This is a genomic window from Chitinophagales bacterium (assembly GCA_019638515.1).
Lineage (GTDB): Bacteria > Bacteroidota > Bacteroidia > Chitinophagales > LD1 > UBA7692.
This window is the reverse complement of the sequence record JAHBTS010000007.1, coordinates 75,288-101,494: the sequence shown is the minus strand read 5'-3', so window position 1 is coordinate 101,494 and position 26,207 is coordinate 75,288. Positions and strand designations below refer to the sequence as shown.

At 40.2% G+C, this 26,207-nt stretch carries 22 protein-coding genes and 1 tRNA gene; 13 read left to right on the top strand and 10 right to left on the bottom strand.

Annotation, left to right across the window (positions count from 1 at the left end; all coding sequences use genetic code 11):
* The 10 genes from serC to KF872_11390 all read left to right on the top strand — a co-directional run bounded on the left by serC (position 1) and on the right by KF872_11390 (position 10,114).
* Positions 1–1,104 (top strand): 3-phosphoserine/phosphohydroxythreonine transaminase, encoded by a 1,104-nt coding sequence (serC, locus tag KF872_11435; GenBank protein MBX2904154.1) that lies wholly within the window; start codon positions 1–3, stop codon positions 1,102–1,104.
* The gene (locus KF872_11430; protein MBX2904153.1) at positions 1,101–1,880 is read left to right on the top strand and encodes a TatD family hydrolase; all 780 of its coding nucleotides are present in this window, start codon (positions 1,101–1,103) and stop codon (positions 1,878–1,880) included. The genes serC and KF872_11430 overlap by 4 nt, the downstream gene beginning before the upstream one ends.
* Before the next feature lie 33 nt (positions 1,881–1,913).
* Positions 1,914–3,365 (top strand): Asp-tRNA(Asn)/Glu-tRNA(Gln) amidotransferase subunit GatB, encoded by a 1,452-nt coding sequence (gatB, locus tag KF872_11425; GenBank protein MBX2904152.1) that lies wholly within the window; start codon positions 1,914–1,916, stop codon positions 3,363–3,365.
* 93 nt (positions 3,366–3,458) lie between these two features.
* Positions 3,459–3,953 (top strand): cytochrome c, encoded by a 495-nt coding sequence (locus KF872_11420; protein MBX2904151.1) that lies wholly within the window; start codon positions 3,459–3,461, stop codon positions 3,951–3,953.
* A gap of 133 nt (positions 3,954–4,086) precedes the next feature.
* On the top strand, positions 4,087–6,057 hold the full coding sequence (nosZ, locus tag KF872_11415) for a Sec-dependent nitrous-oxide reductase (protein ID MBX2904150.1): 1,971 nt from the start codon (positions 4,087–4,089) through the stop codon (positions 6,055–6,057).
* 155 nt (positions 6,058–6,212) lie between these two features.
* Positions 6,213–7,250: a nitrous oxide reductase accessory protein NosL gene (locus KF872_11410; protein MBX2904149.1), complete on the top strand. Its 1,038-nt coding sequence runs from the start codon at positions 6,213–6,215 to the stop codon at positions 7,248–7,250.
* Positions 7,251–7,254: 4 nt separating this feature from the next.
* Positions 7,255–8,493 carry a nitrous oxide reductase family maturation protein NosD gene (locus KF872_11405; protein ID MBX2904148.1) on the top strand — a complete coding sequence of 413 codons (1,239 nt, stop codon included), beginning with the start codon at positions 7,255–7,257 and terminating at the stop codon, positions 8,491–8,493.
* Positions 8,490–9,200 carry an ABC transporter ATP-binding protein gene (locus KF872_11400; protein ID MBX2904147.1) on the top strand — a complete coding sequence of 237 codons (711 nt, stop codon included), beginning with the start codon at positions 8,490–8,492 and terminating at the stop codon, positions 9,198–9,200. The genes KF872_11405 and KF872_11400 overlap by 4 nt, the downstream gene beginning before the upstream one ends.
* Positions 9,197–9,964, top strand: a complete 768-nt coding sequence (locus KF872_11395; protein ID MBX2904146.1) for an ABC transporter permease subunit — start codon at positions 9,197–9,199, stop codon at positions 9,962–9,964. The genes KF872_11400 and KF872_11395 overlap by 4 nt, the downstream gene beginning before the upstream one ends.
* Positions 9,965–10,042: 78 nt before the next feature.
* Positions 10,043–10,114: transfer RNA gene (locus KF872_11390), tRNA-Arg, on the top strand.
* A 10-nt stretch (positions 10,115–10,124) separates the two neighbouring features.
* Here KF872_11390 and KF872_11385 read toward each other — a convergent pair.
* The 4 genes from KF872_11385 to tpiA form a co-directional block, all read right to left on the bottom strand.
* The gene (locus tag KF872_11385; GenBank protein MBX2904145.1) at positions 10,125–10,454 is read right to left on the bottom strand and encodes a multidrug efflux SMR transporter; all 330 of its coding nucleotides are present in this window, start codon (positions 10,452–10,454) and stop codon (positions 10,125–10,127) included.
* Between the two features lie 4 nt (positions 10,455–10,458).
* Positions 10,459–13,272 (bottom strand): leucine--tRNA ligase, encoded by a 2,814-nt coding sequence (gene leuS / locus KF872_11380; GenBank protein MBX2904144.1) that lies wholly within the window; start codon positions 13,270–13,272, stop codon positions 10,459–10,461.
* Positions 13,273–13,348: 76 nt separating this feature from the next.
* A complete protein-coding gene (locus tag KF872_11375) occupies positions 13,349–13,822 on the bottom strand; it encodes a cytidine deaminase (protein ID MBX2904143.1) in 474 nt (157 codons plus the stop codon).
* 5 nt (positions 13,823–13,827) lie between these two features.
* Positions 13,828–14,580: a triose-phosphate isomerase gene (tpiA, locus tag KF872_11370; GenBank protein ID MBX2904142.1), complete on the bottom strand. Its 753-nt coding sequence runs from the start codon at positions 14,578–14,580 to the stop codon at positions 13,828–13,830.
* Positions 14,581–14,669: 89 nt separating this feature from the next.
* On the opposite strand from tpiA, the gene KF872_11365 reads away from it, so the two are divergent.
* Entirely contained in the window at positions 14,670–15,437 is a 768-nt protein-coding gene (locus KF872_11365; protein ID MBX2904141.1) for an alpha/beta fold hydrolase, read from the top strand.
* A 71-nt stretch (positions 15,438–15,508) separates the two neighbouring features.
* On the opposite strand, the gene rpoB is transcribed toward KF872_11365, so the two are convergent.
* Both rpoB and rplL read right to left on the bottom strand, forming a co-directional pair.
* Positions 15,509–19,327: a DNA-directed RNA polymerase subunit beta gene (gene rpoB / locus KF872_11360; GenBank protein MBX2904140.1), complete on the bottom strand. Its 3,819-nt coding sequence runs from the start codon at positions 19,325–19,327 to the stop codon at positions 15,509–15,511.
* Between the two features lie 177 nt (positions 19,328–19,504).
* Positions 19,505–19,882, bottom strand: coding sequence for a 50S ribosomal protein L7/L12 (rplL, locus tag KF872_11355; protein MBX2904139.1), 378 nt, complete (start codon positions 19,880–19,882; stop codon positions 19,505–19,507).
* Between the two features lie 300 nt (positions 19,883–20,182).
* Between rplL and KF872_11350 the strand changes: the two genes are divergently transcribed.
* The gene (locus KF872_11350) at positions 20,183–21,358 is read left to right on the top strand and encodes a proline dehydrogenase family protein (GenBank protein MBX2904138.1); all 1,176 of its coding nucleotides are present in this window, start codon (positions 20,183–20,185) and stop codon (positions 21,356–21,358) included.
* A complete protein-coding gene (locus KF872_11345) occupies positions 21,339–22,217 on the top strand; it encodes a tRNA pseudouridine synthase A (GenBank protein ID MBX2904137.1) in 879 nt (292 codons plus the stop codon). The genes KF872_11350 and KF872_11345 overlap by 20 nt, the downstream gene beginning before the upstream one ends.
* Here the strand turns inward: KF872_11345 and rfbB are convergent.
* From rfbB to KF872_11325, 4 genes are read right to left on the bottom strand one after another with little or no spacing between them, the layout of a single operon-like run.
* Entirely contained in the window at positions 22,202–23,272 is a 1,071-nt protein-coding gene (rfbB, locus tag KF872_11340; GenBank protein MBX2904136.1) for a dTDP-glucose 4,6-dehydratase, read from the bottom strand. The genes KF872_11345 and rfbB overlap by 16 nt on opposite strands.
* A gap of 17 nt (positions 23,273–23,289) precedes the next feature.
* Positions 23,290–24,579, bottom strand: coding sequence for a nucleotide sugar dehydrogenase (locus tag KF872_11335; GenBank protein ID MBX2904135.1), 1,290 nt, complete (start codon positions 24,577–24,579; stop codon positions 23,290–23,292).
* Positions 24,580–24,624: 45 nt separating this feature from the next.
* Complete coding sequence (locus KF872_11330; GenBank protein ID MBX2904134.1) at positions 24,625–25,206, bottom strand: N-acetyltransferase; 582 nt, start codon at positions 25,204–25,206, stop codon at positions 24,625–24,627.
* A complete protein-coding gene (locus KF872_11325; protein ID MBX2904133.1) occupies positions 25,207–26,181 on the bottom strand; it encodes an SDR family oxidoreductase in 975 nt (324 codons plus the stop codon).
* Positions 26,182–26,207 lie beyond the last annotated feature (26 nt).

Genomic DNA, 26,207 nt, shown 5'->3' with positions numbered 1-26,207 from the left:
ATGCAGAAACCATATAATTTTTTTTCAGGACCGGCAGTATTGCCCGAAGAAGTATTGGTGCAAGCCTCAGATGCCATTCGTAATTTTGCAGGAACTCGCCTTTCTATTCTTGAAATATCGCACCGCAGTAAAGCCTTTGTGGCTGTTATGAATGAAGCCCGCAGTTTGGTGAAAAAGCTGTTGCAACTTCAGCAAGATAAAGAAGTGCTCTTTTTGCAGGGTGGCGCATCGCAGCAGTTTTTAATGGTGCCGTATAATTTGCTTTCGCTATCACAAACCGCAGCCTATTTCGATACTGGGCAATGGAGCCATAAAGCAATTGCCGAGGCACAAAATTTTGGAAATGTGGAGGTAATAGCTTCCTCAAAAGATGCCAATTATGCATATATTCCCAAGCAATGGATAGCCAATGAGCAGTTGCTGCGAAAAACGTATGCGTATGTTCATTTTACTACCAATAATACCATATTTGGCACGCAGTGGAGCAGCAATTTGGTGGCCACTTTGCTTAGTCAAGCCCAGGCACCTGTTGTTGCAGATATGAGCAGCGATATTTTTTCGCGCCAGTTAGATTTCGACCGTATGGCACTTATTTATGCCGGAGCACAAAAAAATATGGGGCCGGCAGGTACAACTTTAGTGGTAATCAACAAAAGTGTATTAACAAAGAAAGATTCTTTTATACCAACGGTGTTGAATTACGCCAAGCAAATAGAAGCCGAAAGCATGCTCAATACGCCATCGGTTTATGCAGTATATGTGTCGCTGCTTACGCTAAAATGGATAGAAGCACAAGGATTGGGAAGTATTGAAAAGCAGAATAATGAAAAGGCACAACTGTTATACAAAACTATTGATGATTCTACTGTGTTTAGCGGAACTGTAGCAGTAGAAGACCGCAGCCAAATGAATGTGTGTTTTAAAACAACCGATGCCGAAACCGATGCCAAATTTCTTGCTTTTGCTGAGGCCAACGATTTGCAGGGATTGGCAGGCTATCGAACTGTAGGAGGGTTTAGAGCCTCTATTTACAATGCTATGCCGCTTGCAGGAGTACAAAAATTGGTAGCTTGTATGAAACAATTCGAAAGCCAATATAAATGAGATTAGTAGATACCCATTCGCACCTGTATCACGCAGATTTGCAACCCGATATGCAGGAGGTGTTGCAGCGTTGTAAACAGCAACAAATTAGAGTAGTTATTTTACCTAATATAAATGAAGATAGTATTGCGCCAATGAATACTTTGGCTGCACTGTCTGATAACGAATTGCTATTGTTGCCGGCAATGGGTTTGCATCCATGCGATGTAAAGGAAAATGTGCAAACACAATTGCAATTTTTCAAGCAAGCTTTCAAGGATAAAAATTACGTGGCAGTAGGCGAAACCGGGTTGGATTATTATTGGGATGTAAGCCTTAAAGAGCAGCAGCAAATCGCCTTTCAAACCCAAATTGAATGGTCGGTAGAAATGCAATTGCCTTTGATAATTCATAGCCGAAATGCCACTTCGGATTGTATAGATATGGTTGCCAATTTCAACGGAAAAGCGAAAGGTGTTTTTCATTGTTTTGCAGGCACTATTGCAGAGGCAGAAGCCATTATTTCAATGGGTTTTTATTTGGGAATTGGCGGCTCGCTTACCTATAAAAATTCAAACGAATTGAGAGAGGTAGTAAAACATGTAGGCATAGAAAATATTTTGCTCGAAACCGATGCGCCATATTTGCCACCGGTGCCTTACCGCGGAAAACGCAACGAAAGCAGCTATGTAAGCATTGTAGCAGAACATATTGCCACACTAAAGAATATGGCAATAGGCGATGTGTCGGAAATTACTACTAAAAATGCCCAAAAACTTTTTGCATTCAGCATATAATCGCGCTATTTCGCGCACAATTATCATAAGAACATGAGTAACGATAAGTATTCAAAATACGAAGTAATTGTTGGTTTAGAAGTACACGCGCAGCTATCTACCCAAAGTAAAATGTATTGTGGCGATTCGGCCGCATTTGGCGCTGCACCTAATACGCAAGTAAGCCCGCTATCGCTTGGTATGCCGGGTACACTGCCTGTGGTAAACGAAAAAGCAATTGAATATGCCGTAAAAATTGGCTTGGCAACGAAAAGTACCATTAGGGAAGAAAACCAGTTTGCACGTAAAAATTATTTCTATGCCGATTTGCCGAAAGGTTACCAAATTACTCAAGATAAAACACCCATCTGCACCGATGGCATTATTGAGTTTGAATTGAATAACGAAAAAAAGCAAGTGCGCCTTACCCGCATTCACATGGAAGAAGATGCAGGGAAAAGCATTCACGATATAGACCCGTATTTTACGTTGGTAGATTTGAACCGCGCAGGAGTTCCACTAATTGAAATAGTTTCGGAGCCGGATATTCGTAGTGGCGATGAAGCAATGGCATACCTAAACGAAGTGCGCAAACTGGTGCGGCATCTCGAAATTTGCGATGGCAATATGGAAGAAGGAAGTATGCGTTGCGATGCCAATGTATCTGTGCGCCTTAAAGGAACTACCGCGTACAACCCACGCAGCGAAGTGAAGAATATGAACAGTATGCGCAATGTAAAACGTGCCATAGAGTTTGAATTTATACGCCAAGTAGATGCCATCGAAGCAGGCGAGAAATTAACACAAGAAACACGCGGTTTCGATGCTGTTAAAGGCATTACGCTTTCTCAACGTAGCAAAGAACATGCACACGATTACAGGTATTTCCCCGAGCCGGATTTACCACCTGTAATGGTGTCGAAAACATATATTGCACAAGTACAGGCGCACATGCCTAAACTGCCTGCGGAGCTAAAGCAGGAATACATGCAGGTATATGGTTTGCCGGAGTACGATGCTCGCCTTATTAGCGATGACAAACCAACAGCCAACTATTACAATGCCATTGTTGCGCATACAAAGAACTATAAAGCAGCATCAAACTGGTTGTTGGGCCCCATAAAAAACTATTTAAACGAAAGTGGAAAAGAAATAGAGTCATTTCACCTGAAACCTAATGCTATAGCAGATATTATTGCAATAATTGATGAAGGGAAAACCAATTTTTCAGTGTGTTCCACACATATTTTTCCGGCATTGCTGCAATCGCCCGATAAGCATCCTTTAAAAGTTGCAGAAGAGCTAAATTTGCTTCAAAATAGTGATGAGGATTTAATAGGCTCAATAGTGCAAGAAGTATTGGCATCTATGCCCGAAAAAGTGGCAGAATATAAAGCAGGGAAAAAGGGGCTAATAGGCTTGTTTGTAGGCGAAACTATGAAGCGCAGCCAAGGAAAAGCAGACCCCAAAGTGGTGAATAAACTCATAGCCACAGCACTTGCTTAAACGTGGAAATTGCTCATTTTCTTTTATGATTAAAATCATAGCATGAAGTAAAATTCTCTCATACCTTTGCTCCATAACAAACAATCAATCAATATGAAAACTTCATTTTTTGCAGCTGCAAGTTTTACACTTTCTATCGCACTTCTTAGCGCATGCGGAGGTGGAAACTCTTCTACACCGGCTGAAACAACTACCGCCCCAGAAACCGTAGCTACCGAAGCTCAAACAACTGATGATTACGATCCAAATCGTGGCGAAGGTAAATTTGATGAATCCAATGTAACAATTGGTGCATTAGATGCTGCTATGGCTACAAAAGGAAAAAGTATATCTGAAACAAAATGCTTCTCTTGCCATAAAACAACCGATGAAAAATTAGTTGGTCCGGGATGGAAAGGCGTTACTGAAAGAAGAAGCCCACATTGGATTATGAACTTTATTACTAATCCAGATCCAATGATTGATAAAGACCCGGAAGTACAAGCGCAATTAGAAATCTGTTTAGTTCGTATGCCCAACCAAAATTTGGCCGATGCAGAAGCTAGAGAGATTGTAGAGTTTATGCGCCAAAATGACGGTGCCAAATAAGTTGCCTCAATAAGAACAGCGTTTTTAAAATCGCATAATTGCTATACTACATTAAGTATATATGTAGTGTAGGTGGACGAAGTACACACCCAAAACAAGTTAACAACCAATTTTTAATATTTAATTCAGTATTATGTCGTACCAAAAAATAACAATTGCACTATGTGCATTAACTGCATTGTACTTTAGCTCTTGTAAGCCAAAGAGCACCAACAATGCTGTAAGCGGAGATGCCGCTTCAAAAGTTTATGTAGCCCCGGGCAAGTTCGATGAGTTTTACAACTTTGTTTCTGGTGGTTTTAGCGGACAGTTAAGCGTTTACGGTTTGCCGAGCGGACGTTTGCTGCGCGTTATTCCCGTGTTTTCTGTAGATCCTGAAAAAGGCTGGGGTTACAGCGAAGAAACAAAGCCAATGTTGAATACTTCGCATGGATTTGTGCCTTGGGACGATTTACACCACGTAGAAATGTCTATGACCGATGGCGTTGCCGATGGTAAATGGGTATTTGTAAATGGTAACAACACACCACGCTTGGCTCGTGTAGATTTAAAAACTTTCCGCACAGCCGAAATTATTGAATTGCCCAACAGCGGTGGCAACCACAGCTCCCCGTTCGGAACAGAAAACTCTGAGTACATTGTAGCAGGAACTCGTTTCAGCGTACCAGAAGATGGCGAAGCAAGTGATGTTTCAATTGATACTTACAAAGAGAACTTTAAAGGCCATATCAGCTTTGTAAGTGTAGATAAAACATCTGGCGAAATGAATATCGCATTCCAGTTAAAAACTCCGGGTGTAAACTTCGATTTAGCACGTTGCGGTAAAGGTAAGTCGCACGGATGGTTCTTCTTTAGCACTTACAATACTGAACAAGCAAACACTCTGCAAGAAGTAAACGCTTCTAAAAATGATAAAGACTTTATCATGGCTGTAAACTGGAAAAAAGCCGAAGAATATATCAAAGCAGGAAAAGGAACTAAGAAAGCTGTTAAGTATGCTCACAATAAATTTAGTGAAGAAACACATACCGCTACTTCCGAAATTAAAAATGAAGTAACTGTATTGGATGTAGCAGAATACCCCGATATCGTTTACTTTATCCCTTGTCCAAAATCTCCACACGGATGCGATGTAGATCCAACCGGTGAATACATTGTAGGTAGCGGTAAATTAGCAGCTTTATTGCCTGTGTTCAGTTTCGATAAAATACAAAAAGCAATTGCCGACAAAAACTTTGAACAAGAAAAATACAGCGGCATCCCGGTTATTAAATACGAAGCTGCATTGTATGGCGAAGTTCAAAAACCAGGCTTAGGACCTTTACACACAGAATTTGATGCAAACGGAAATGCTTACACTTCAATGTTTGTATCTTCTGAAGTAGTAAAATGGAATATCAAAGATTTGAAAGTTATTGACCGCCAACCTACTTACTATTCTGTAGGACACTTAATGGTTGTAGGTGGTAACACTAAAAAACCTGTAGGCAAATACTTAGTAGCTTACAATAAAATTACTAAAGACCGTTACCTGCCTACCGGTCCTGAATTATCGCAAAGTGCTCAGTTGTTTGATATCAGTGGCGAAAAAATGCAGTTGATATTAGACTTCCCAACCATTGGCGAGCCGCACTATGCGCAAGCAGTTCCGGCAGATTTAGTTAAGAATAATCAAGTGAAGATATTCGATATTGCTGCTAATAAACATCCTTATGTAGCAAAAGGCGAAGGCGAAACTAAAGTAGTAAGAGAAGGCAACAAAGTACATGTGTACATCACAGCTATCCGCTCTCACTTTGCTCCGGATAATATCGAAGGTGTGAAATTGGGTGATGAAGTTTACTTCCACGTAACCAACTTGGAACAAGACTGGGATGTGCCTCACGGATTTGGTGTAAAAGGTGCCAATAATGGAGAATTGTTAATAATGCCTGGTGAAACTGTTACTTTAAAATGGGTTCCAGACCGCACCGGAATTTTCCCAATCTATTGCACCGACTTCTGTTCTGCACTTCACCAAGAAATGGCAGGATATGTAAGAGTATCTCCTAAAGGAAGCAATGTTCCTCTTACGTTCAGCTTAAACAAGCCTGCTGCCAAGTAAAGGAAGTACTGTTAAATAAATTTTAGATAATCGACAAAGGGCAGCAAGTTCAATAGAACAAACTGCCCTTTGTAATTTTAGTTCATAGGCAAGCGAGCCAAATATTTTCTTTACCGAAATTGAGACTACTTTGGCAACTGCCAAAACAATAAATCATGGAAAACAAAATATCACTTATCTCAAAAGCTTTGCTGGTAGTTGCAGCAGTAGCATTAGTTATATCACTCTTTGTGCCCATTTGGAGCATTTCATTAGATGCTCCACAATATCCGGAAGGTTTAGGGCTGCAAATTTGGGCAAATAAGTTGGCCGGAGATGTAGATATCATAAATGGACTAAACCACTATATCGGCATGAAAACATTGCATACCGATGATTTTATAGAGTTTAAAGTGCTACCATACATTATTGGCATTTATGCAGCATTATTTGTGTTTACAGCTATTATAGCCCGTAAAAAAATGCTGTACACAATATTGGCACTATTTGTACTCTTTGGGGTATTAGCAATGGTAGATTTTTGGAAATGGGAATACGATTATGGGCACAACCTCGATCCAAATGCAGCCATTAAAGTACCCGGCATGGCATACCAACCACCACTAATAGGCTTTAAGCAATTATTGAACTTTGGTGCATATTCAATTCCGGCTTTAGGAGGTTGGTTGTTTATAGGAGCAGGTCTGTTACTTGTAATTGCCGTACTTATTGAAACTAAAGTGTTTTCAAAATTCAAAAAAGGAGGAGCAGTTGCAGTTTTAGTAGCATTATCTCTTTCTGTAGTTGCTTGCGGAAGCAATGGGCCGGAGGCAATAAACCTTCACAAAGATGCCTGTGCCAATTGTAAAATGTCTATTTCCGAAGGGCGTTTTGCCGCAGAAATTATTACTCAAAAAGGCAGAGTATATAAGTTTGATGATGTAAGTTGTTTGAATGGTTATGTAGCTAATCAAAATACAAAAGATATTGCAAAGTACTATGTAGGTAATTTTTTGGCAGAAAACGAATTGATAGATGCCACACAGGCGTGGTATGTACAAAGCGAGGAAATTGCAAGCCCAATGGGCGGAGGTACTGCGGCATTTTCTGCAAAAACCGATGCCGAAAAGTTGGCTGCCGAACATCAAACCACAGTAAAGAGTTGGGCAGATATAACCGCATCTTCTTCACAACATTCAGGGCACCATCACTAGCAATATGAAACATGCAGTATGGTTCTTGATGTATTGTAGCATCCTGCTAAATGCAGCACATGCTGCTGTAATTGCAGTGGGTAAAGGAGTACAGCACAGTACCATAAAAGCAGCATTAGCGGCAGCCGGCAGTGGCGATACGGTTCTTGTTCATTCCGGTACGTACAAAGAAGGTAATCTTGTTATAGACAAGCCGCTTGCTTTAATTGGAGTTGGCAGGCCTATACTGGATGGCGAATTGAAGTATGAAATTATTTCAGTAAAAAGCAGCCATGTTCTCATAAAAGGATTGCACCTTCAAAATTGTGGCAGAATGGTAATGAGCGATCCGGGCGCAATTAAAGCATACGATGTGGAATACGTGGTTGTAGAAGACAACACGCTGCTCAATAATTATTTTGGCGTTTACTTTCAATACTCCAAACATTGTATTGTGAAGAATAACCGCATTACGGCTTCACAAAAAGTAGAAAGCCAATCTGCCAATGGTGTGCATCTTTGGAAGTGCGACAGTATGCAAATTATTGGAAACAAAGTACACGGGCACAGAGATGGCATATACCTTGAGTTTGTTACCGCATCTGTGGTTTGGCGAAATGTGGCACACTACAATTTGCGCTACGGCTTGCACTTTATGTTTTCGCACAGTTGCGCCTATATTACCAATTACTTTAAGCAAAATGGGGCAGGAGTGGCTGTTATGTTTACTAAAAGGGTAATAATGATAAACAATACATTTGAAGAAAGTTGGGGCGATGCGGCTTATGGCGTATTGTTTAAAGAACTTTCAGATTGCTATCTTTCTGGAAATAAATTCTATAAAAACACTACTGGAATTTTCTTTGATGGGACGAATAGAATAACCGCAGAACACAATGTGTTTAAGGGGAACGGATGGGGAATGCGCATTCAGGCAAACTGTGTAGATAATAAAGTAGAGCGCAATAATTTTGTTGGAAATACTTTTGATATAACTACCAATGGCACACTTACACTCAATCATTTTTCCGAAAATTATTGGGATAAATACGAAGGCTACGATTTGAATAAAGATAAGATTGGCGATGTGCCATATCGCCCATTAAGTTTGTATTCCGTAATTGTAGAGAAAAACCCGCCAGCCATGCTGTTGTATCGAAGTTTCATGATAAGTCTTTTAGATAAATCAGAACGCATACTACCATCGCTTACACCCGAAAATTTTATTGACAACAAGCCTCGAATGGTACCTTATACATTATGATTGAAATTAAAAACCTAACCAAACATTTCGGGAAATTACGAGCCTTAGATAATTTAAATCTAAGTTTGAAAGCCGGAGAATGTATTGCGCTTATTGGTCCAAACGGCTGTGGTAAAACCACACTCATTAAATCTATCTTGGGAATGGTAATTCCCGAAAAAGGTGATATTATTTTTGATGGAAAGAACATTAAAAACGATAATAATTACCGCCAGCATATTGGCTATATGCCACAAATTGGTCGCTACCCGGAAAACATGTCTATTGGGCAGGTATTGGAAATGATTAAAAGCATCCGCAAAGTTGAAGCTAATTTAGATAGCGATCTTTATGAGCAATTTGAGTTGGCTAAAATGCTGCCTAAAAAGATGCGCACGCTCAGCGGAGGAACTACCCAAAAAGTAAGTGCTACGCTTGCTTTTATGTTTCGTACAAAGGTGCTTATTTTAGATGAGCCAACAGCGGGTTTAGATCCTATTGCTTCTGAAATTTTAAAGCAAAAAATTATTGACGCAAAAAATAGAGGCTGCCTTATTCTTATTACATCGCACCTGCTTAGTGAATTAGAGGATGTAGTGAGCCAAGTGATTTTTATGCAAGAGGGTAGATTGATTTTGCATAAAGATGTAACAGCGCTTAAAGCCGATACACAGCAAGAAACCATTGCCAAGTCTATTCTTCACCTACTAAAATCGAGTGCTATATGATGAAGGTTTTGAAATATGTGGCCATAGATATATTAAAAAACAAGATTGTAATTGCATATACCATTATGCTGGCGCTGTTTTCGTGGAGCGCATTTAGTTTGGAAGACAATACTGCCAAGGGTTTACTTACGGTATTAAACATAGTGTTGCTTACTGTGCCGCTGGTGTCGGTATTGTTTTCAACTATATATGTATATAACAGCAGTGAGTTTATAGAATTGCTGGTGAGCCAGCCTATAAAGCGCAGTAAAATTTGGATAGCATTGTTTATTGGCTTATCGCTAAGTATGGCGGCTGCTTATTTGCTTGGAACGGGCATACCGCTGTTGCTATTTGCCGATTTGGGTACTGCACTTATTATGATTGCTGCGGGTATTATGCTTACCGTAATTTTTGTGTCGGTAGCATTTTTGTGCAGCATACTTACCAGAGATAAAGCTAAGGGAATTGGCTTGTCTATTATGTTGTGGTTATACTTTGCATTGCTGTTCGATGGGTTAGTATTGTTTTTATTCCTACAGTTTGCAGATTATCCAATTGAAAAAATAGTGGTGGGGCTGAGTGCATTAAGTCCGGTAGATTTGTGTCGAATTTTAATTTTAATGCGCTTAGATGTTTCAGCCATGCTGGGATTCACGGGTGCTGTTTTTCAAAACTATTTTGGTAATAGTTGGGGAATGCTGCTTTCTTTCGGACTACTTTCTACATGGATTGCGGTGCCATTTGCTATATCGCTGCGCAAATTCAATAAGAACGATTTATAGCATAAGCAAATACGATTTTGTATTTTAAGAATGCAGTAAATTCAATTTATTTGTTGCGCCAAATGTTGGTGCATTGTTGGTCTCATAGTTCAACGGATAGAATAGAAGTTTCCTAAACTTTTGATGTGGGTTCGATTCCCGCTGAGACTACATTTTTTTATCACTCCGATACGGCTTTTAATCCAATAATTGAACCAATCAATGTAGCTAAAAAGAATACGCGCCAAAAATCTGCCGATTCTTTAAAAAATACCATTCCAACTATGGCGGTTCCTACGGCTCCAATACCGGTCCAAACGGCATAGGCTGTGCCAATGGGTAAATGCTTACTTGCTTTTACCAGCAATACCATGCTAATGGTGAGGCAAATTAAAAATCCGGCATACCAATAAAACGCAGCAGCACCCGATGCAGACTTGGCTTTGCCGAGGCATGCAGCAAAGGCAGTTTCAAACAAGCCTGCAATAATTAGTGTAACCCAATGAGCCATTATGCTAAGCTACGATATTGGCTATCTTACCTTTTACGAAGATGAACTTTTTTACGGGCTTGCCTTCGAGCCACTTTTGTACCTGCTCCAATGCCAATACTTTTTCCTGTACGGCAGTTTGTTCCATATCTAAAGGCAATTCTATGGTGGCACGCAATTTTCCGTTTACGCTTACAGGATATGTAAAAGAGTTTTCAACCAAGTATTGCTCATTAAATGCTGGAAAAGAAGCGGTGTGTACACTGCTTGTATTTCCTAGCTTAGCAAAAAGCTCTTCGGAAATAAATGGTGCAAATGGTGCCAGTGCAATTACTATATCTTGAAGTATTGCTCTGGTGTGGCATTTTAAATCGGTAAGCTCATTTACGCAAATCATAAATGCCGACACAGAAGTATTGAAACTCAATTGCTCTACATCGTGCTCTACTTTTTTTAGCAGCTTATGTAGCGATTTTAATTCTTCTTTGGTTGGCTCGTTATCGGTAACCAGCCATTTACCTTCGTTATCAAAAAACAAGCGCCAACATTTTCGCAAAAAGTTATAGCAGCCGCTAATACCCTTATCGTCCCAAGGTTTACTGAGCTCAATTGGGCCTAAAAACATCTCAAACAAACGGAAAGTATCTGCTCCATATTTGGCAATTACATCATCGGGATTCACAACGTTATATTTTGATTTCGACATTTTTTCAACTTCACGTTGTACCATAAACTGCTTGCTTTCATCTACTTCAAAAGTAAAATCGCTGTATTCTGGTCGCCATTGTTTAAAGGCTTCTATATTTAGTTTGTCGTCTTCAATTAGTTGAAGGTCGCAATGAATAAATCTACCTTGTTCGTTTCCATTAAGAAGGTTGGCAGAAATAAATCTTTTGCTTTCAATGTTTTGAAATACAAAGGCGCTTCTTCCTTGTATCATACCTTGGTTTACCATTCTTTTAAATGGTTCATCAAAGCAGATGTATTTTAAATCGAAAAGTACTTTGGTAAAAAAACGTGCGTAGAGTAAGTGCCCCACGGCATGTTCGCTGCCGCCAACATATAAATCTACTTGCTGCCAATAGTCTAATTTTTCTTTTGCAGCAAATGCTTGTTGGTTGTGTGGATCTATATACCGCAAAAAGTACCAGCTGCTGCCGGCATAGCCCGGCATGGTATCGGTTTCATATTTATTCTGTAACCAATCTTTGTTGTTTGCCAGCGGAGAGCGGCCATCGCCAGACGGTTTAAAACTATCTACAGCAGGGAGTTCTAGCGGCAATTCAGTTTCAGAAAGTGCTACCGGAATATCGGCAATATCGGCAGTGTTATCGTCAATAAATGGAGTGTCGGAATCGCCTTGTATATTGTAGCAAATTGGGAAAGGCTCGCCCCAATAGCGTTGGCGGCTGAAACTGGCATCGCGTAATTTATAGTTGGTCTTGCGCTTGCCTATTCCCATTTCTTCTACTTTGTGGAGCATGGTTTCTATGGCATCCACTACTTCCATTCCATTTAAGAAATCGCTGTTTATCATGGTGCCAACTTTGTCTTCTATGGTGGCTCCCGAATGCATAGACTTATCTATGATTTCAACTATTGGAAGTTCAAACTTTTCGGCAAACTTTTTGTCGCGCTCATCGTCTGCCGGCACGCCCATTACTACTCCTGTTCCGTATCCTGCCAAAACATATTCGGCAATCCAAACGGGAACTTTTTCTTGTGTAAACGGATGAATGGCATAAGACCCGGTAAAGCAGCCCGTTACCTTTTTTTCTTGTTGCCGTTCTATATCGCTGCGGCTTTTTACATAAGCTAAATATTCGTTTATGGCAGGACGCTGGTCTTCTGTAACTATCTTATCAAGTAGTTCGTGTTCCGGAGCCACTACAATAAATGTTGCGCCAAATATGGTGTCTATTCTTGTGGTGAAAACAGTAAGGTCTAAAGGCAGCAATTCCATCATAAAATTGAGTAAGCAGCCTTCGCTTCTGCCAATCCAATTGCGCTGCTGGTCTTTAATGCTTTCGCTCCATTCTATGCGTTGTAAACCTTCTAATAATCTATCGGCATATTCGGTAATGCGCAAGCTCCATTGACGCATTTTTTTGCGTTCCACCGGAAACCCACCGCGTTCACTTTTTCCATCTTTAACCTCATCGTTTGCCAATACGCAACCTAAGGCTTCGCACCAGTTTACCTCTGTGAATGAGCGGTATGCTAAACGGTAAAACTGTAGAATTTGTTCTTTTTTGCTCGAACTGAATTTTGCCCAATCGGCAGCAGAGAATGTTTCGTGTAAGTTGGGGTTAAACTGTTTCCAAGCTGTAGAACAACCATATTTTTCAAAATGCTGAATTAAGGTGTCTATTTTTTCTGCGTGTTGTTTTTCGCGGTTATACCAACTATTAAATAGCTGCAAAAACATCCATTGTGTCCATTTGTAATACTCCGGTTCGCAGGTAACTACTTTTCTGCTCCAATCGAAGCTAAAACCAATTTTATCGAGTTGCTCGCGATAGCGGGTAATTGCTTTTGCAGTAGTGGTGGCAGGATGTGTGCCGGTTTCTATGGCATATTGCTCTGCAGGTAAACCAAATGCATCGTAGCCCATTGGGTGCAATACATTATAGCCTTTCAATCTTTTAAAACGGGCATAGATATCGCACGCCACATAGCCCAAAGGATGCCCAACATGTAAGCCGGCTCCACTGGGATACGGAAACATACTTAATGCATAAAACTTTGGTTGGGAAGGAACTTCTGATACTTGGTAGAGCTTACTTTCGTTCCAAATTTGTTTCCACTTTTCTTCAATTTCTGTAAAACGATATTCCATAATTTGCAAAGGCAATAATAGGCTTTTGCAAGCAGTTTTGAATGAAATTGAATTGTAAACAGGAGGAAAACTACAACTATAAGTTGGCTCCGGTAAAGCTGAATGGAAGTAAGTCTTTTGCCTGATTGAATTTAACCAGATGGTTTTCGCTTTCCGGGAAATAGATTTTTATAGATTGCCCAAATCGCTGTTCGTATTCCACAATGCGTTGGCGGCAAACACCACAGGGCGCTGCTCCGTAGGCCATGCCTTTTGTGTTTTTGGCAGTTACGAAAAGTGCTTTTACTGCTACGGTAGGAAATAAGCCTGATGCCATACTCAGTGCGCTGCCCTCGGCACAAATACATACGGGATAAGCTGCAACTTCTTGATTGGCTGCATGTACAATTTCTCCATTTTCGAGTAGCACGCTGCACCCTACCTTAAAGTTTGAATAGGGCGCATAGGCTTTTTCTATGGCAGATTCGGCTGCATTTTTGAGTGCGGTTTCTTCTGCTGAAAGTGCCTGTATTTCTACTACTTCATAAGAAAGAGCAATTGTTTTTTGCATAATAATTATTGATTTATTGAATGGGCAATACCCAAAAAATCGGCAACTTTTAAAGATGCGCCTCCAACCAATGCACCATCCACATTATTGCAACTGAAAAGCTCTTGGGCATTGTCTGGTTTCACGCTGCCACCATACAAAATTCGTAGCGTTTGCGCTGTTGTGGTGCTGTATTTTTGAGCTACCTCGTTTCGTATAAACGCGTGCATAGCTTCGGCTTCTGCTGGCGATGCCACTACGCCTGTGCCAATTGCCCACACAGGTTCGTATGCAATTATTACTTTACCAAAATCGCTTTCGGTTAGGTGAAATAAACTCTCTTGCAGTTGCTGCAATACAACTTGGTTTTGTTGGTTGGCTTGGCGGGCAGGAAGCATTTCGCCACAGCAAAAAACAGGAGTTAGACCTGCTTCTAGTATTTTGTTTACTTTTTGTTGAATTACACTATTGGTTTCTCCGAAAAGCTGCCTGCGCTCGCTGTGTCCGGTTAGCACCATTTGCACACCAGCCGATTGCAGTTGGCGTGCTGTGGTTTCGCCCGTAAATGCACCTTCTGCATACATGCTGCAGTTTTGTGCTCCTGTAAATACTTGTGTGTTACATATAGAGGCAACCGAAGTAATAAATGCTTCGGGAGGAAAAACCGCTAATTCATAATGAGTTGAAATTGGTTGTGCGGCAATAGAATTAGCTAACGATATAGCTTCAGATAACAGTAAATTGCTTTTCCAGTTTCCTGCAATTAGTTTTTTACGCATGGGGTAAATATGCAAAAAGTATGAATTTGCTGAAAGAAATGTTTTGTGATATGCATACAAAGTAATTGCTTGCTATGTTTGAGTTTGCTATGAATTTAAATTACAAAACTTTTGGCGATGGATTTCCACTGGTGATTTTACACGGATTGATGGGATCTTTAGATAATTGGCTCAGCCTTGCAAAACGATTTTCTACTGCTTATCGGGTATGGATTATCGATCAGCGCAATCATGGGAAATCACCATTTTCAAATGAGTTTTCGTACCATATTTTGGTGAACGATTTGCATGATTTTTTTGAGCAAAATGGAATTGAAAAGGCTCATATAATAGGACATTCTATGGGTGGGAAGGTAGCAATGGATTTTGCTGCACAATATCCTGAAATGGTAGAAAAATTGGTGGTGGTAGATGTAGCTCCTGTTGCTTACGATGATAGGCACAGCCATATCTTTAAGGCATTATTAGCTATAGATTTGAGCAGGGTTGCCGGCCGTGAAGATGTAGAAACGCAGTTGCACACACTGCTCAACGGTGAAGATGAGCGCACCATTCAGTTTTTAATGAAAGGCTTGTATAGAAACGATGAAAATAATTTCGCATGGCGATTTAATGTGCCGGTTTTATGGAAGGCGTATAATGAAATTTCCGATAGAGTAGGAGGTTCGCCATTTTTGGGGCAAGCACTATTTATTAAAGGGCAAAAATCGAACTACATTACTGCCGAAAACTTTTCGGCTATTGATGAATTGTTTCCCAATAATGAATTGGAGGAAATAGCCAATGCCGGGCACTGGTTGCATGCCGATGCTCCTCAGGTATTTGCGGAAGTGGTGGAGCGCTTTCTGCAAGCCTAGCACTTAAATAAAAAAGCGGCTCTGTTTCCAAAGCCGCTTTTTTATTGTATGTTGTGTTAAACAAAAATTGTTTAATCAAACTTTAAATCGAGTGCTAAGCCACGCAATTCGTGAACCAATACATTGAAAGATTCCGGCATAGTTGGCTCAGGAATATTGTCTCCTTTTACAATAGCTTCGTATGCTTTTGCTCTACCAACAATATCATCGGATTTAACAGTAAGCAACTCTTGCAAGATGTTAGAGGCACCGTAAGCTTCTAATGCCCAAACTTCCATCTCTCCAAAACGCTGACCACCAAATTGTGCTTTACCACCCAATGGCTGTTGCGTAATAAGTGAGTAAGGTCCAATAGAGCGAGCGTGCATTTTATCATCAACCATGTGGATTAGCTTAATCATGTAGATTACACCCACAGTAGTTTTTTGGTGGAAACGCTCTCCGGTTTCGCCATCGTATAAGTAAGTAGAACCAAATTCCGGTAAACCTGCTTTGTTTATATAGTCTGAAATATCGGAAAGTTCAGCACCATCAAAAATTGGAGTGCCAAATTTTAAACCTAATTTTTGACCAGCCCAACCCAATACAGTTTCGTAAATCTGTCCGAGGTTCATACGCGAAGGTACACCAAGTGGATTCAATACGATATCTACCGGAGTGCCATCTTCTAAGAACGGCATATCTTCTTGGCGAACGATACGGGCAACAATACCTTTGTTTCCGTGGCGTCCTGCCATTTTATCACCTACTTTTAGCTTACGTTTCTTTGCTATGTAAACTTTAGCCAGTTTCAATACGCCACTTGGCAATTCATCACCAATGCTGATATTGAATTTTTCGCGTTTGTAGCGTCCTGTTTCTTCGTTTATGCAAAGTGTGTAGTTGTGTATGATTTGTTTCACCAATTCATTGGTGTCGCTTTCTTTTGTCCAACCTAATGCATCTATATTGGTAAAATCAATAGATTCCAATACTTTAGAAGTAAACTTGGTTCCTTTAGAAACTACTTCTTCTTTAAATGAATTGTGAACTCCATTGCTTACTTTACCACTAAGAACGGTCATCAATTTTTCAATCAATAAGTCCTTAATTTCACCTGTTTTTTTAGCAAAGTCTTTATCGAGTTTTTCTAAAAGCGTTTTTTCCTTAACCTTAGAAGTTTTATCTTTTTTGGCGCGGGCAAAAAGTTTTTTGCTAATTACAGTTCCTTCAATAGAAGGCGGTACTTTTAATGAAGCATCTTTCACATCGCCAGCTTTATCGCCAAAGATGGCACGTAGAAGTTTCTCTTCAGGAGTTGGATCTGTTTCGCCTTTAGGCGTAATTTTTCCAATTAGAATATCACCTTCTTTTACGTGGGCTCCTACGCGAATAATACCGTTGTCGTCTAAATCTTTAGTTGCTTCTTCTGCTACGTTTGGAATATCCGGTGTTAACTCTTCTTCGCCCAATTTGGTATCGCGCACTTCTAATTCAAACTCTTCAATATGCATAGAGGTGAATACATCATCGCGTACTACTCTTTCTGAAATTACAATAGCATCCTCGAAGTTGTAACCTTTCCATGGCATAAATGCTACTTTAAGGTTAGAACCTAATGCCAGTTCTCCATTTTGAGTGGCAAAGCCTTCACAAAGAACTTGGTCTTTAGAAACGCGTTGTCCTTTGCGAACAAGCGGTTTAAGGTTTATACAAGTACTTTGGTTGGTTTTTAAGAATTTAGAAAGGTTGTAAACTTTTTTCTCATCTCTGAAACTTACCAATTGTTGCTCCTCAGTTCTATCGTAGCGAATAATTATTTGATTGGCATCAACATATTCTACTACGCCATCGCCTTCGGCATTTACTAAGTTACGAGAGTCTTGAGCCACTTTAGCTTCTAAGCCTGTACCAACTACCGGAGCTTGCGGACGTAACAAAGGTACCGCTTGGCGTTGCATGTTTGAACCCATGAGCGCACGGTTGGCATCATCGTTTTCAAGAAACGGAATAAGCGATGCACTTACACCCACAATTTGGTTAGGAGCTACATCAATAAATTGAACATCGTTTGGCGTAGTAATTGGGAAATCGCCTTGGAAACGTGCTTTAACTTTATCGGTTTGGAAAGTTCCTGTTTTGTCAATATCAGTTTTAGCTTGTGCAATGGTGTAGTTGTCTTCTTCTTCGGCCGAAAGGAATTTTACATCACCTTTTACATCTACTTTACCATCTACCACTTTGCGGTAAGGCGTTTCAATAAAGCCCATTGCATTTACTTTGGCGTGTGTGCACAAAGTTGAAATCAAACCGATGTTTGGTCCCTCCGGAGTTTCAATAGTACATAAACGACCGTAGTGGCTGTAGTGTACGTCTCTAACCTCGAAACCTGCTCTTTCGCGGCTTAAACCTCCAGGTCCTAAAGCGGAAACCCTACGTTTGTTGGTAATTTCTGCCAATGGGTTGGTTTGGTCGAGGAACTGAGAAAGCTGTGAAGTTCCAAAGAATGAGTTGATAACCGAAGATAGTGTTCTGGCATTTATCAAATCTACCGGAGTAAATACCTCGTTGTCGCGTACATTCATACGCTCACGGATGGTTCTTGCCATACGAGCTAAGCCCACTCCGAATTGAGCGTATAATTGCTCACCTACGGTACGTACTCTTCTGTTGCTCAAATGGTCAATATCATCAATTTCTGCTCTTTGGTTCGATAAGTTTACCAAGTATTTTACGATGGCAATAATATCTTGCTTTGTTAAAACACGCACATCCATAGGAATATCGTGCTCTAACTTTTTATTCACTTTGTAGCGACCTACTTCTCCTAAATCGTAGCGTTTATCGCTAAAGAATAGTTTCTCAATAATGCCGCGGGCTGTTTCTTCATCTGGTGGATCTGAGCCGCGCAACTGGCGATAAATATGGCTTAATGCTTCTACTTCTGAGTTTGAAGTATCTTTCTGTAAAGTATTGAAAATGATTGAGTAATCTGCAGTTACCGATTCTTTATGTACAAACAAAGTTTTGGAGCCGCTATCTAAAATTAATTCAATATTATCATCGGTAATAATAGTATCGCGCTCTAATAGTACTTCGTTACGCTCAATGGAAACAACCTCTCCTGTATCTTCATCCACAAAATCTTCCATCCAAGTTCTAAGTACCCTTGCTGCCAATTTTCTACCAACAGCTTTAACCGCTTCTTTTTTGTTTTTTAACTCAATTTCATCGGCTAAGTCAAATAACTTCAGGATGTCTTTATCGGTATCGTAACCAACGGCACGTAGCAACATAGTAACCGGGAATTTCTTCTTACGGTCTATGTAGGCGTACATTACGTTGTTAATATCGGTAGCAAATTCCATCCATGCACCTTTAAATGGAATTACGCGTGCAGAATAAATTTTTGTTCCATTCGGGTGGAAACTTTGCCCAAAGAACACGCCCGGTGAGCGATGCAATTGGCTTACCACTACGCGCTCGGCTCCGTTTATAATAAAGGTGCCTTTGGGTGTCATATAAGGTATATTTCCTAAGAAAACGTCCTGAACAATAGTTTTAAAATCTATATGCTCGGGATCGTTACAGCTTAGTCTTAATTTAGCTTTTAGTGGAACGCAGTAAGTTAATCCGCGTTCAATACATTCTTCAATTGTGTAGCGAGGTGGATCTACAAAGTAGTCCAAAAATTCCAACAAGAAGATACTTCTTGAATCGGTAATCGGGAAATTTTCGCTAAATACAGACCATAATCCTTCGCTTGAACGGTTATCGGCAGTAGTTTCTAATTGAACAAATTCTTTAAAGGAGGCAAGTTGAATATCTAACAAGTCTGGTTGTTGATCCAGCAACTTCACTTTTCCGAAGTTTATTCTTTGCTGGGTACCAATGTTGTTTTTTTCAGCCATATAATATTTGAGAGATTGAAAATGCTGTTTAATTTTTGCTGCCGGGTTCACTTTTCAGCCTTTCACTGATGTTTTGGAGGTTGGTCAGCACCGCACAAAAAAATATCCTCCAATAAACAGGTAAAGGCATGGCTCCATCAAGAGAAGCCATGCCTTAAATTTTTACGTTAAAGTAGATTACTTAATTTCAATTTCAGCACCTACTTCTTCTAGTTTTTTCTTAAGGTCTTCAGCAGTAGCTTTGTCGGTTTTTTCTTTTACCGCTTTAGGAGCGCCATCTACTAAGTCTTTAGCTTCTTTCAAGCCAAGACCTGTAAGATCTTTCACTACTTTTACTACGTTCAATTTTTGAGCGCCTGCGCTTTTCAGAATTACATCAAATTCTGTTTTTTCTGCAACAGCGGCTGCACCACCTCCAGCAGGAGCTGCGGCAACTGCAACTGCAGCAGCAGCTGGTTCTATACCGTAATCGGCTTTCAAAATGTTTGCAAGTTCTTGCACGTCTTTCACTGTTAAGCTAACCAGTGTTTCTGCTAATTGTTTTAAATCTGCCATGATAATTATTTACCGTTTTATTTTGTTAAGAGATAAGTTGATTTTGCATTTTATTCTTTTTGAACTAAAACTTTTTAAGCGGCTCACAACGCTTTTTTTGCTTTAACTCATTGAAAATGAATAATTTGCCAAACCGTCTTGGAAGCCCTTTCGGAAAACGGGAGCGCAAATATACAATTTGTGTGTATTTTTTCAAGAAAAATAAAGAAATATCCTTTAAGTGTACTTTGAATGTAATTTGGTGATTTAACAAAAGCAGTTTACAAGCTAATTTCTAACTTGCGCCCGATTGCAATAGCTATGAAAATAGATTCGAATATTTTTGAAAATACAGAGGTTGCCTTTGCCTCTAAAAGTACTACTGCGCTTAAAGAAGCTCGCACGCTTTTTAAACTTATTGGCAATAATGCGTTAGTTAATTGGGGGGCTAAAGCGGCAGGATTGGCGTTAAAGTTGCATTTGCCGGTTACGCCCATCTTTAGGATTACGGTTTACGAGCAATTTTGTGGTGGCGAAACTTTTGAGGAGTGTAAGAAAACAATTACCGAACTGAGCAAATATGGCGTTTCTGCCATGCTAAATTATGGTGTAGAGTCTAAGGAAACTGAGTGCGATTTCGATAAAACAATTGAACAGAATTTGGCTGCCATTGCTTTTGCCGGAAAAAACAAGACTGCCAATATTGTTTGTATTAAGCCTACCGGTTTTGGCAGATTGGCATTGTACGAAAAAGTACAGTCGGGTGAAAAGCTAAGTGCGACAGAAAAGCAGGAGTTCGAGAGTGTAAAAGAGCGCTTTCATCGTATGAGCAGGGCAGCTCAAAAAGCCAATGTGCAGTTATATATTGATGCAGAGGAAACTTGGATTCAAGATACTTTAGATACCATTGCCGAGGAGTTGATGGAAATGTATAACACTTCATTTCCGGTAGTTTCAAACACATTCCAACTTTACCGTTGGGATAGGCTGGCATATTTAAAGAAGGAAATAGAAAGAGCCAAAAGGGGCAGTTTTATTTTAGGCGCCAAATTGGTACGCGGTGCTTATATGGAGAAAGAGAATGAGCGGGCACTCGATAATGGATATGCTTCGCCCATTCATAAAAATAAAAAGGCAGTGGATAAAGATTTTGATGCCGCTGCGGAGCTTTGTATTGAAAATATAGAGCATGTGGCGCTTTGTGTGGCTTCGCAAAGTGAACAAAGTTGCTTGGCGGCTATAAAGAAAATGGAAGCGTTGGGAATTGCTCCCAATCATTCCCGTATTTGCTTTTCGCAACTTTATGGTATGAGCGATAACATTACTTTTAATTTGGCTAAGCATGGTTTCAATGCTTACAAGTACTTGCCTTACGGTCCGGTGAGAGATGTAATTCCGTATTTAATTCGCAGGGCACAGGAAAATACTTCGGTAAATGGTCAAATGAGTAGAGAGCTAAAATTGATTGAACAAGAAATTGAACGCAGAAGAAAATAAATTGGAAGCGGTAGAATTGGTTCAGCCGCGGCAGCAGCGATGGGTAATGCACCTATCGTATTTTGGGCATAAATACAGTGGGTGGCAGGTGCAGCCCAATAGTGAAACCGTGCAAGGTGTGCTTAATGCGGCACTTAAAAAATTGCTTCGCCACGAAGTGGCTTCTATGGGTTGCGGAAGAACTGATACGGGCGTGCATGCCAAGCAGTTTTATATGCACTTTAATACTGATGCTATTACGGATGTAGAGAATTTTGTTTTCAGATTAAATGGTGTGCTGCCCGAAGATATTGCAGTACACGAAATGTTTAGGGCAAAGGAGAATGCCAATACCCGTTTTGATGCTGTTGCACGAACGTATGAGTACTTTATACATTTTCCCAAGAATGCCTTTTTGAATAAATACAGTTTGTTTCAAGGATATTATCCTATTGATTGGGAGTGTGTGGCAGCGGCTTCGGAGGTATTGTGCGGTGTAAAGGATTTTACTTCGCTTTGCTTGCCGAGCGAAGATTTTAAGACCAATATTTGCCATCTTTCGCAAGCGCGGTGGGATGTAATTTCTTCCCCCGAAAAAGTATTGAAACCTTATGAAGAAGGTTGCTTGTATAAGCCTATACACGAACTGCATAAGCAAGATTTTGGCGTAAGGTTTACTATTACTTCCAATAGATTTTTGCGCGGCATGGTTCGCACCATTGTGGGTACACTTTTAATGGTTGGGAAGAAGAAAATATCTGTAGAGCTTTTTAAAGAAACCGTTTTGGCTCAAGAAAAATTCAGGGTGCAACTTTCTGCTCCGGCAAGAGGCTTGTATTTGTCGCAGGTAAAATATCCGGAAGGTTATCCGGCTGTTTGATATTGCGCTTCGTAGTATTTTTGATAAGCCCCTGAGGTTACATTGTTGAGCCATGTTTCGTTGGCAAGATACCAATCTACGGTGCGTTCTAATCCTTCTTCAAAAGTTACGGATGGTTTCCATCCTAATTCTTTGTTTAGCTTAGAAGCGTCAATAGCATAGCGTCTATCGTGCCCGGGGCGATCTTTTACGTAAGTAATTAGTTTTTGGCTTTCACCTTCGGGGCGGTTTAATTTTTTATCCATAATTTGGCAAAGGAGCTTAATAAGTTCTATGTTTTGCCATTCATTGAAACCTCCTATATTATAGGTGTCGCCTAATTTCCCGTTGTGTAGAATCGTATCAATTGCGGTGGCATGGTCTTCTACAAACAACCAGTCGCGGGTGTATTTTCCATCGCCATATACAGGCAATGGCTTGCTGTTGCGGATGTTGTTTATAAAAAGGGGAATTAGCTTTTCGGGAAATTGGTGTGAGCCATAATTATTGGAACAATTACTTAAAACTACAGGTAGATTGTAGGTGTTGTAATAGGCGCGAACAAAATGGTCGCTGGCTGCTTTAGAAGCAGAGTAAGGCGATTGGGGATCGTAGGAAGTTGTTTCTAAAAAATAGCCCGTTTCGCCCAAGGAACCATACACTTCATCGGTAGATACGTGGTAAAATATTTTGTTTTGCGGCATGGGCTTGTCTTTACTGCAATGCCAAATGCGCTTGGCTGCATTCAACAGGTTTACTGTGCCCACTACATTTGAAAGTACAAAATCTAATGGGTTGCTGATGCTTCTATCTACGTGGCTTTCTGCTGCTAAGTGAATTACGGCTGCAAAATCGTGTTCATCAAATAATTGATTTACAAATTCGGCATCGGTAATATCGCCTTTTACAAAGGTGTAGTTGGGCGCATTTTCAATGTCTTTCAGATTTTCAAGATTGCCGGCATAGGTAAGCTTATCTAAGTTTACAATATCGTGGTTGGAATACTTATTTACAAATAAGCGCACTACGTGCGAACCAATAAATCCGGCACCTCCGGTAATGAGTATTTTTTTCATTGAAAATGCGTTTCTAATTATAAACTCCAGTATTCAAATGCTTTTATTTTTTTTCTAAGTAGTCCTTTTACATCTATCACAATACCATCGGGTTTTAAGATGTTCTTAAAGTCTTCATCTTTTAAGTTGCTGAATTGGTCGTGGTTTACGGCAATAATTACAGCATCGTAGTCTGTACCGGCTTCTTTTACTAGGCTTATTTCGTATTCGTGGTGAAAATCTTCGTGGTCGGCAAAAGGATCGGTAACTTCAACATTTACAGAGTAGTTGTGCAATTCACGAATTACATCTACGACTTTACTGTTTCTAATATCGCTTACGTTTTCTTTAAAGGTAGCACCCATTACAAGCACTTTGGTTGTGGCTATTTGCTTGTTTTTCTTTATGAGTTGCTGTACTAATTTTTTGGCTATGTAAGCTCCCATGCCATCGTTTATTTTTCTTCCGGCAAGAATTACTTCGGAAGTATAGCCCAATTCTGCTGCTTTATAGGTTAGGTAATATGGATCTACACCAATGCAGTGGCCGCCAACTAAGCCTGGGAAAAACTTCAAGAAGTTCCATTTGGTGCCGGCTGCTTCGAGTACTTCATAGGTGTTTATACCCATGAGGTCGAAAATGTGCGAAAGTTCATTCATGAGCGCAATGTTTAAATCGCGCTGAGTGTTTTCAATAATTTTGGCTGCTTCGGCAACTTTTATGCTGCTGGCGCGGTGAACGCCTGCTTTTACTACAATTTCGTATGTGCGAGCAATTACATCGGCACTTTCTTCATCGCAGCCTGAAACTACTTTTACAATTTTAGGCAACGTGTGGTTTTTATCGCCCGGGTTTATTCTTTCGGGGGAATAACCCAATTTAAAATCTACACCCATTTTTAGGCCTGATATTTTTTCAATTACAGGCAAGCAATCTTCTTCGGTGCAGCCGGGGTAAACAGTGCTTTCATATACTACGTAATCGCCCTTTTTTATTACTTTTCCAATAGTATCGGAAGCGGAGAGTACCGGTTTTAAATCGGGTACATTGTGTGTATCCACAGGGGTTGGTACGGCAACAATAAAGAAGTTGGCTTCTTTTAAATCGTTTAAATCGGCTGTGAATTTTATATCGCGATTTTCAAATTCGCTGCTATCTAACTCTTCGCTTGGGTCTATACCGTTTTTCATCATTTCGATACGTTTTTGGCTAATATCGAAACCTATAACGGAAATTGTTTTTGCAAACTCTAATGCTATGGGTAAGCCTACATAACCCAATCCAATAACTGCTAATTTCTTTTCTTTATTTAGTAATTGCTCTACCATTTTTTTATTTCTATTTTTTTATTCAGTAGTTTTTAAACGAGGTGTTTATAGTTTGGTTACAGTGCCGTTTTTAAGTTCATACTTTTCTTTGCTTTCCGGGCATTCTGCTATGCCTGCTTCGTTAAATTGAAGGCGGTGTCCGTATTCGCTCATCCAACCAATCTGTTTGGCGGGATTTCCTACAACCAGTGCGTAAGCCGGAATATGTTTGGTAACTACGGCTCCTGCACCAATAAAGGCAAACTCACCAATATCGTGTCCGCAAACAATGGTGGCATTGGCTCCAATGGAAGCGCCTTTTTTTACGGTAGTTTTAGCGTATTGTCCTCTTCTGTTTACGGCACTTCGCGGGTTGGTAACATTGGTGAAAACCATTGATGGGCCTAAGAAAACATCGTCTTCACAAATTACGCCTGTGTAAATGGATACGTTGTTTTGAATTTTTACATTATTACCTAAAACCACATTGGGACTTACTACTACGTTTTGTCCGATATTACAGTTTTCGCCAATTGTACAATTGGGCATAATATGGCTGAAATGCCAAACTTTAGTGCCTTTGCCAATGGTGCAGCCTTCATCTACAATGGCGCTTTCGTGAACATAATACTCTTTGGTAACACTCATTTATTCAAATTTATGGCGCGAATCAAATAAAATTTCCTTTGGCAAACTTTTAAAGTATTCATAAGTAATCTTTAAGCCTTCGGAACGGCTTACTTTAGGTTCCCACCCGAGCAATTCTTTTGCCTTGGCGATGTTTGGTTGGCGTTGTTTGGGATCATCTACCGGTAATGGTTTTGATATGAGTTTTTGGTTAGAACCGGTTAATTTCAAGATTTCTTCGCCAAATTCTTTAATGGAAATTTCATCGGGATTGCCAATGTTTACAGGTAAGTGGTAGTTGCTTAAAAGTAAGCGGTAAATACCTTCTACCAAGTCATCTACGTAGCAAAAAGAACGGGTTTGGCTGCCGTCTCCAAACATGGTTAAGTCTTCACCTCGCAGTGCTTGGCCAATAAATGCGGGTAGTACTCTTCCATCATTCAGCCGCATACGAGGTCCGTAAGTATTAAAAATGCGTACTATTCTTGTTTCTACTCCGTGGTAGGTGTGGTATGCCATCGTAATGGCTTCTTGAAAGCGCTTGGCTTCATCGTACACACCGCGTGGACCTACCGGATTTACATTGCCCCAATAGTCTTCGCTTTGTGGATGAACAAGTGGATCGCCATATACTTCGGAGGTAGAAGCTACCAGTATTCGGGCTCCTTTTGCTTTTGCCAGCCCCAATAAATTATGTGTGCCGAGCGAACCTACTTTTAAGGTTTGAATGGGAATTTTTAAATAATCTATAGGCGAAGCAGGCGAAGCAAAATGCAAGATGTAGTGCAGTTCTCCGGGTATGTGCACAAACTTTGAAACATCGTGATGATAAAATTCAAAGTTCTCTAACTTAAAGAGGTGTTCTATGTTTTTTAAATCTCCGGTAATTAGGTTATCCATGCCAATAACATGAAAACCTTCTTTAATAAACCTGTCGCACAAATGCGAACCCAAAAAACCGGCTGCTCCGGTTATCAAAACTCTTTTTTTGTTCATCTAATTACATTGCTTATTGAAAGAGG

Bases quoted from the DNA above. Each gene is read 5' to 3' on its own strand.
- serC (MBX2904154.1), top strand. From the start codon at position 1: ATGCAGAAACCATATAATTTTTTTTCAGGACCGGCAGTATTGCCCGAA.
- KF872_11430 (MBX2904153.1), top strand. From the start codon at position 1,101: ATGAGATTAGTAGATACCCATTCGCACCTGTATCACGCAGATTTGCAA.
- gatB (MBX2904152.1), top strand. From the start codon at position 1,914: ATGAGTAACGATAAGTATTCAAAATACGAAGTAATTGTTGGTTTAGAA.
- KF872_11420 (MBX2904151.1), top strand. From the start codon at position 3,459: ATGAAAACTTCATTTTTTGCAGCTGCAAGTTTTACACTTTCTATCGCA.
- nosZ (MBX2904150.1), top strand. From the start codon at position 4,087: ATGTCGTACCAAAAAATAACAATTGCACTATGTGCATTAACTGCATTG.
- KF872_11410 (MBX2904149.1), top strand. From the start codon at position 6,213: ATGGAAAACAAAATATCACTTATCTCAAAAGCTTTGCTGGTAGTTGCA.
- KF872_11405 (MBX2904148.1), top strand. From the start codon at position 7,255: ATGAAACATGCAGTATGGTTCTTGATGTATTGTAGCATCCTGCTAAAT.
- KF872_11400 (MBX2904147.1), top strand. From the start codon at position 8,490: ATGATTGAAATTAAAAACCTAACCAAACATTTCGGGAAATTACGAGCC.
- KF872_11395 (MBX2904146.1), top strand. From the start codon at position 9,197: ATGATGAAGGTTTTGAAATATGTGGCCATAGATATATTAAAAAACAAG.
- KF872_11385 (MBX2904145.1), bottom strand. From the start codon at position 10,454: ATGGCTCATTGGGTTACACTAATTATTGCAGGCTTGTTTGAAACTGCC.
- leuS (MBX2904144.1), bottom strand. From the start codon at position 13,272: ATGGAATATCGTTTTACAGAAATTGAAGAAAAGTGGAAACAAATTTGG.
- KF872_11375 (MBX2904143.1), bottom strand. From the start codon at position 13,822: ATGCAAAAAACAATTGCTCTTTCTTATGAAGTAGTAGAAATACAGGCA.
- tpiA (MBX2904142.1), bottom strand. From the start codon at position 14,580: ATGCGTAAAAAACTAATTGCAGGAAACTGGAAAAGCAATTTACTGTTA.
- KF872_11365 (MBX2904141.1), top strand. From the start codon at position 14,670: ATGAATTTAAATTACAAAACTTTTGGCGATGGATTTCCACTGGTGATT.
- rpoB (MBX2904140.1), bottom strand. From the start codon at position 19,327: ATGGCTGAAAAAAACAACATTGGTACCCAGCAAAGAATAAACTTCGGA.
- rplL (MBX2904139.1), bottom strand. From the start codon at position 19,882: ATGGCAGATTTAAAACAATTAGCAGAAACACTGGTTAGCTTAACAGTG.
- KF872_11350 (MBX2904138.1), top strand. From the start codon at position 20,183: ATGAAAATAGATTCGAATATTTTTGAAAATACAGAGGTTGCCTTTGCC.
- rfbB (MBX2904136.1), bottom strand. From the start codon at position 23,272: ATGAAAAAAATACTCATTACCGGAGGTGCCGGATTTATTGGTTCGCAC.
- KF872_11335 (MBX2904135.1), bottom strand. From the start codon at position 24,579: ATGGTAGAGCAATTACTAAATAAAGAAAAGAAATTAGCAGTTATTGGA.
- KF872_11330 (MBX2904134.1), bottom strand. From the start codon at position 25,206: ATGAGTGTTACCAAAGAGTATTATGTTCACGAAAGCGCCATTGTAGAT.
- KF872_11325 (MBX2904133.1), bottom strand. From the start codon at position 26,181: ATGAACAAAAAAAGAGTTTTGATAACCGGAGCAGCCGGTTTTTTGGGT.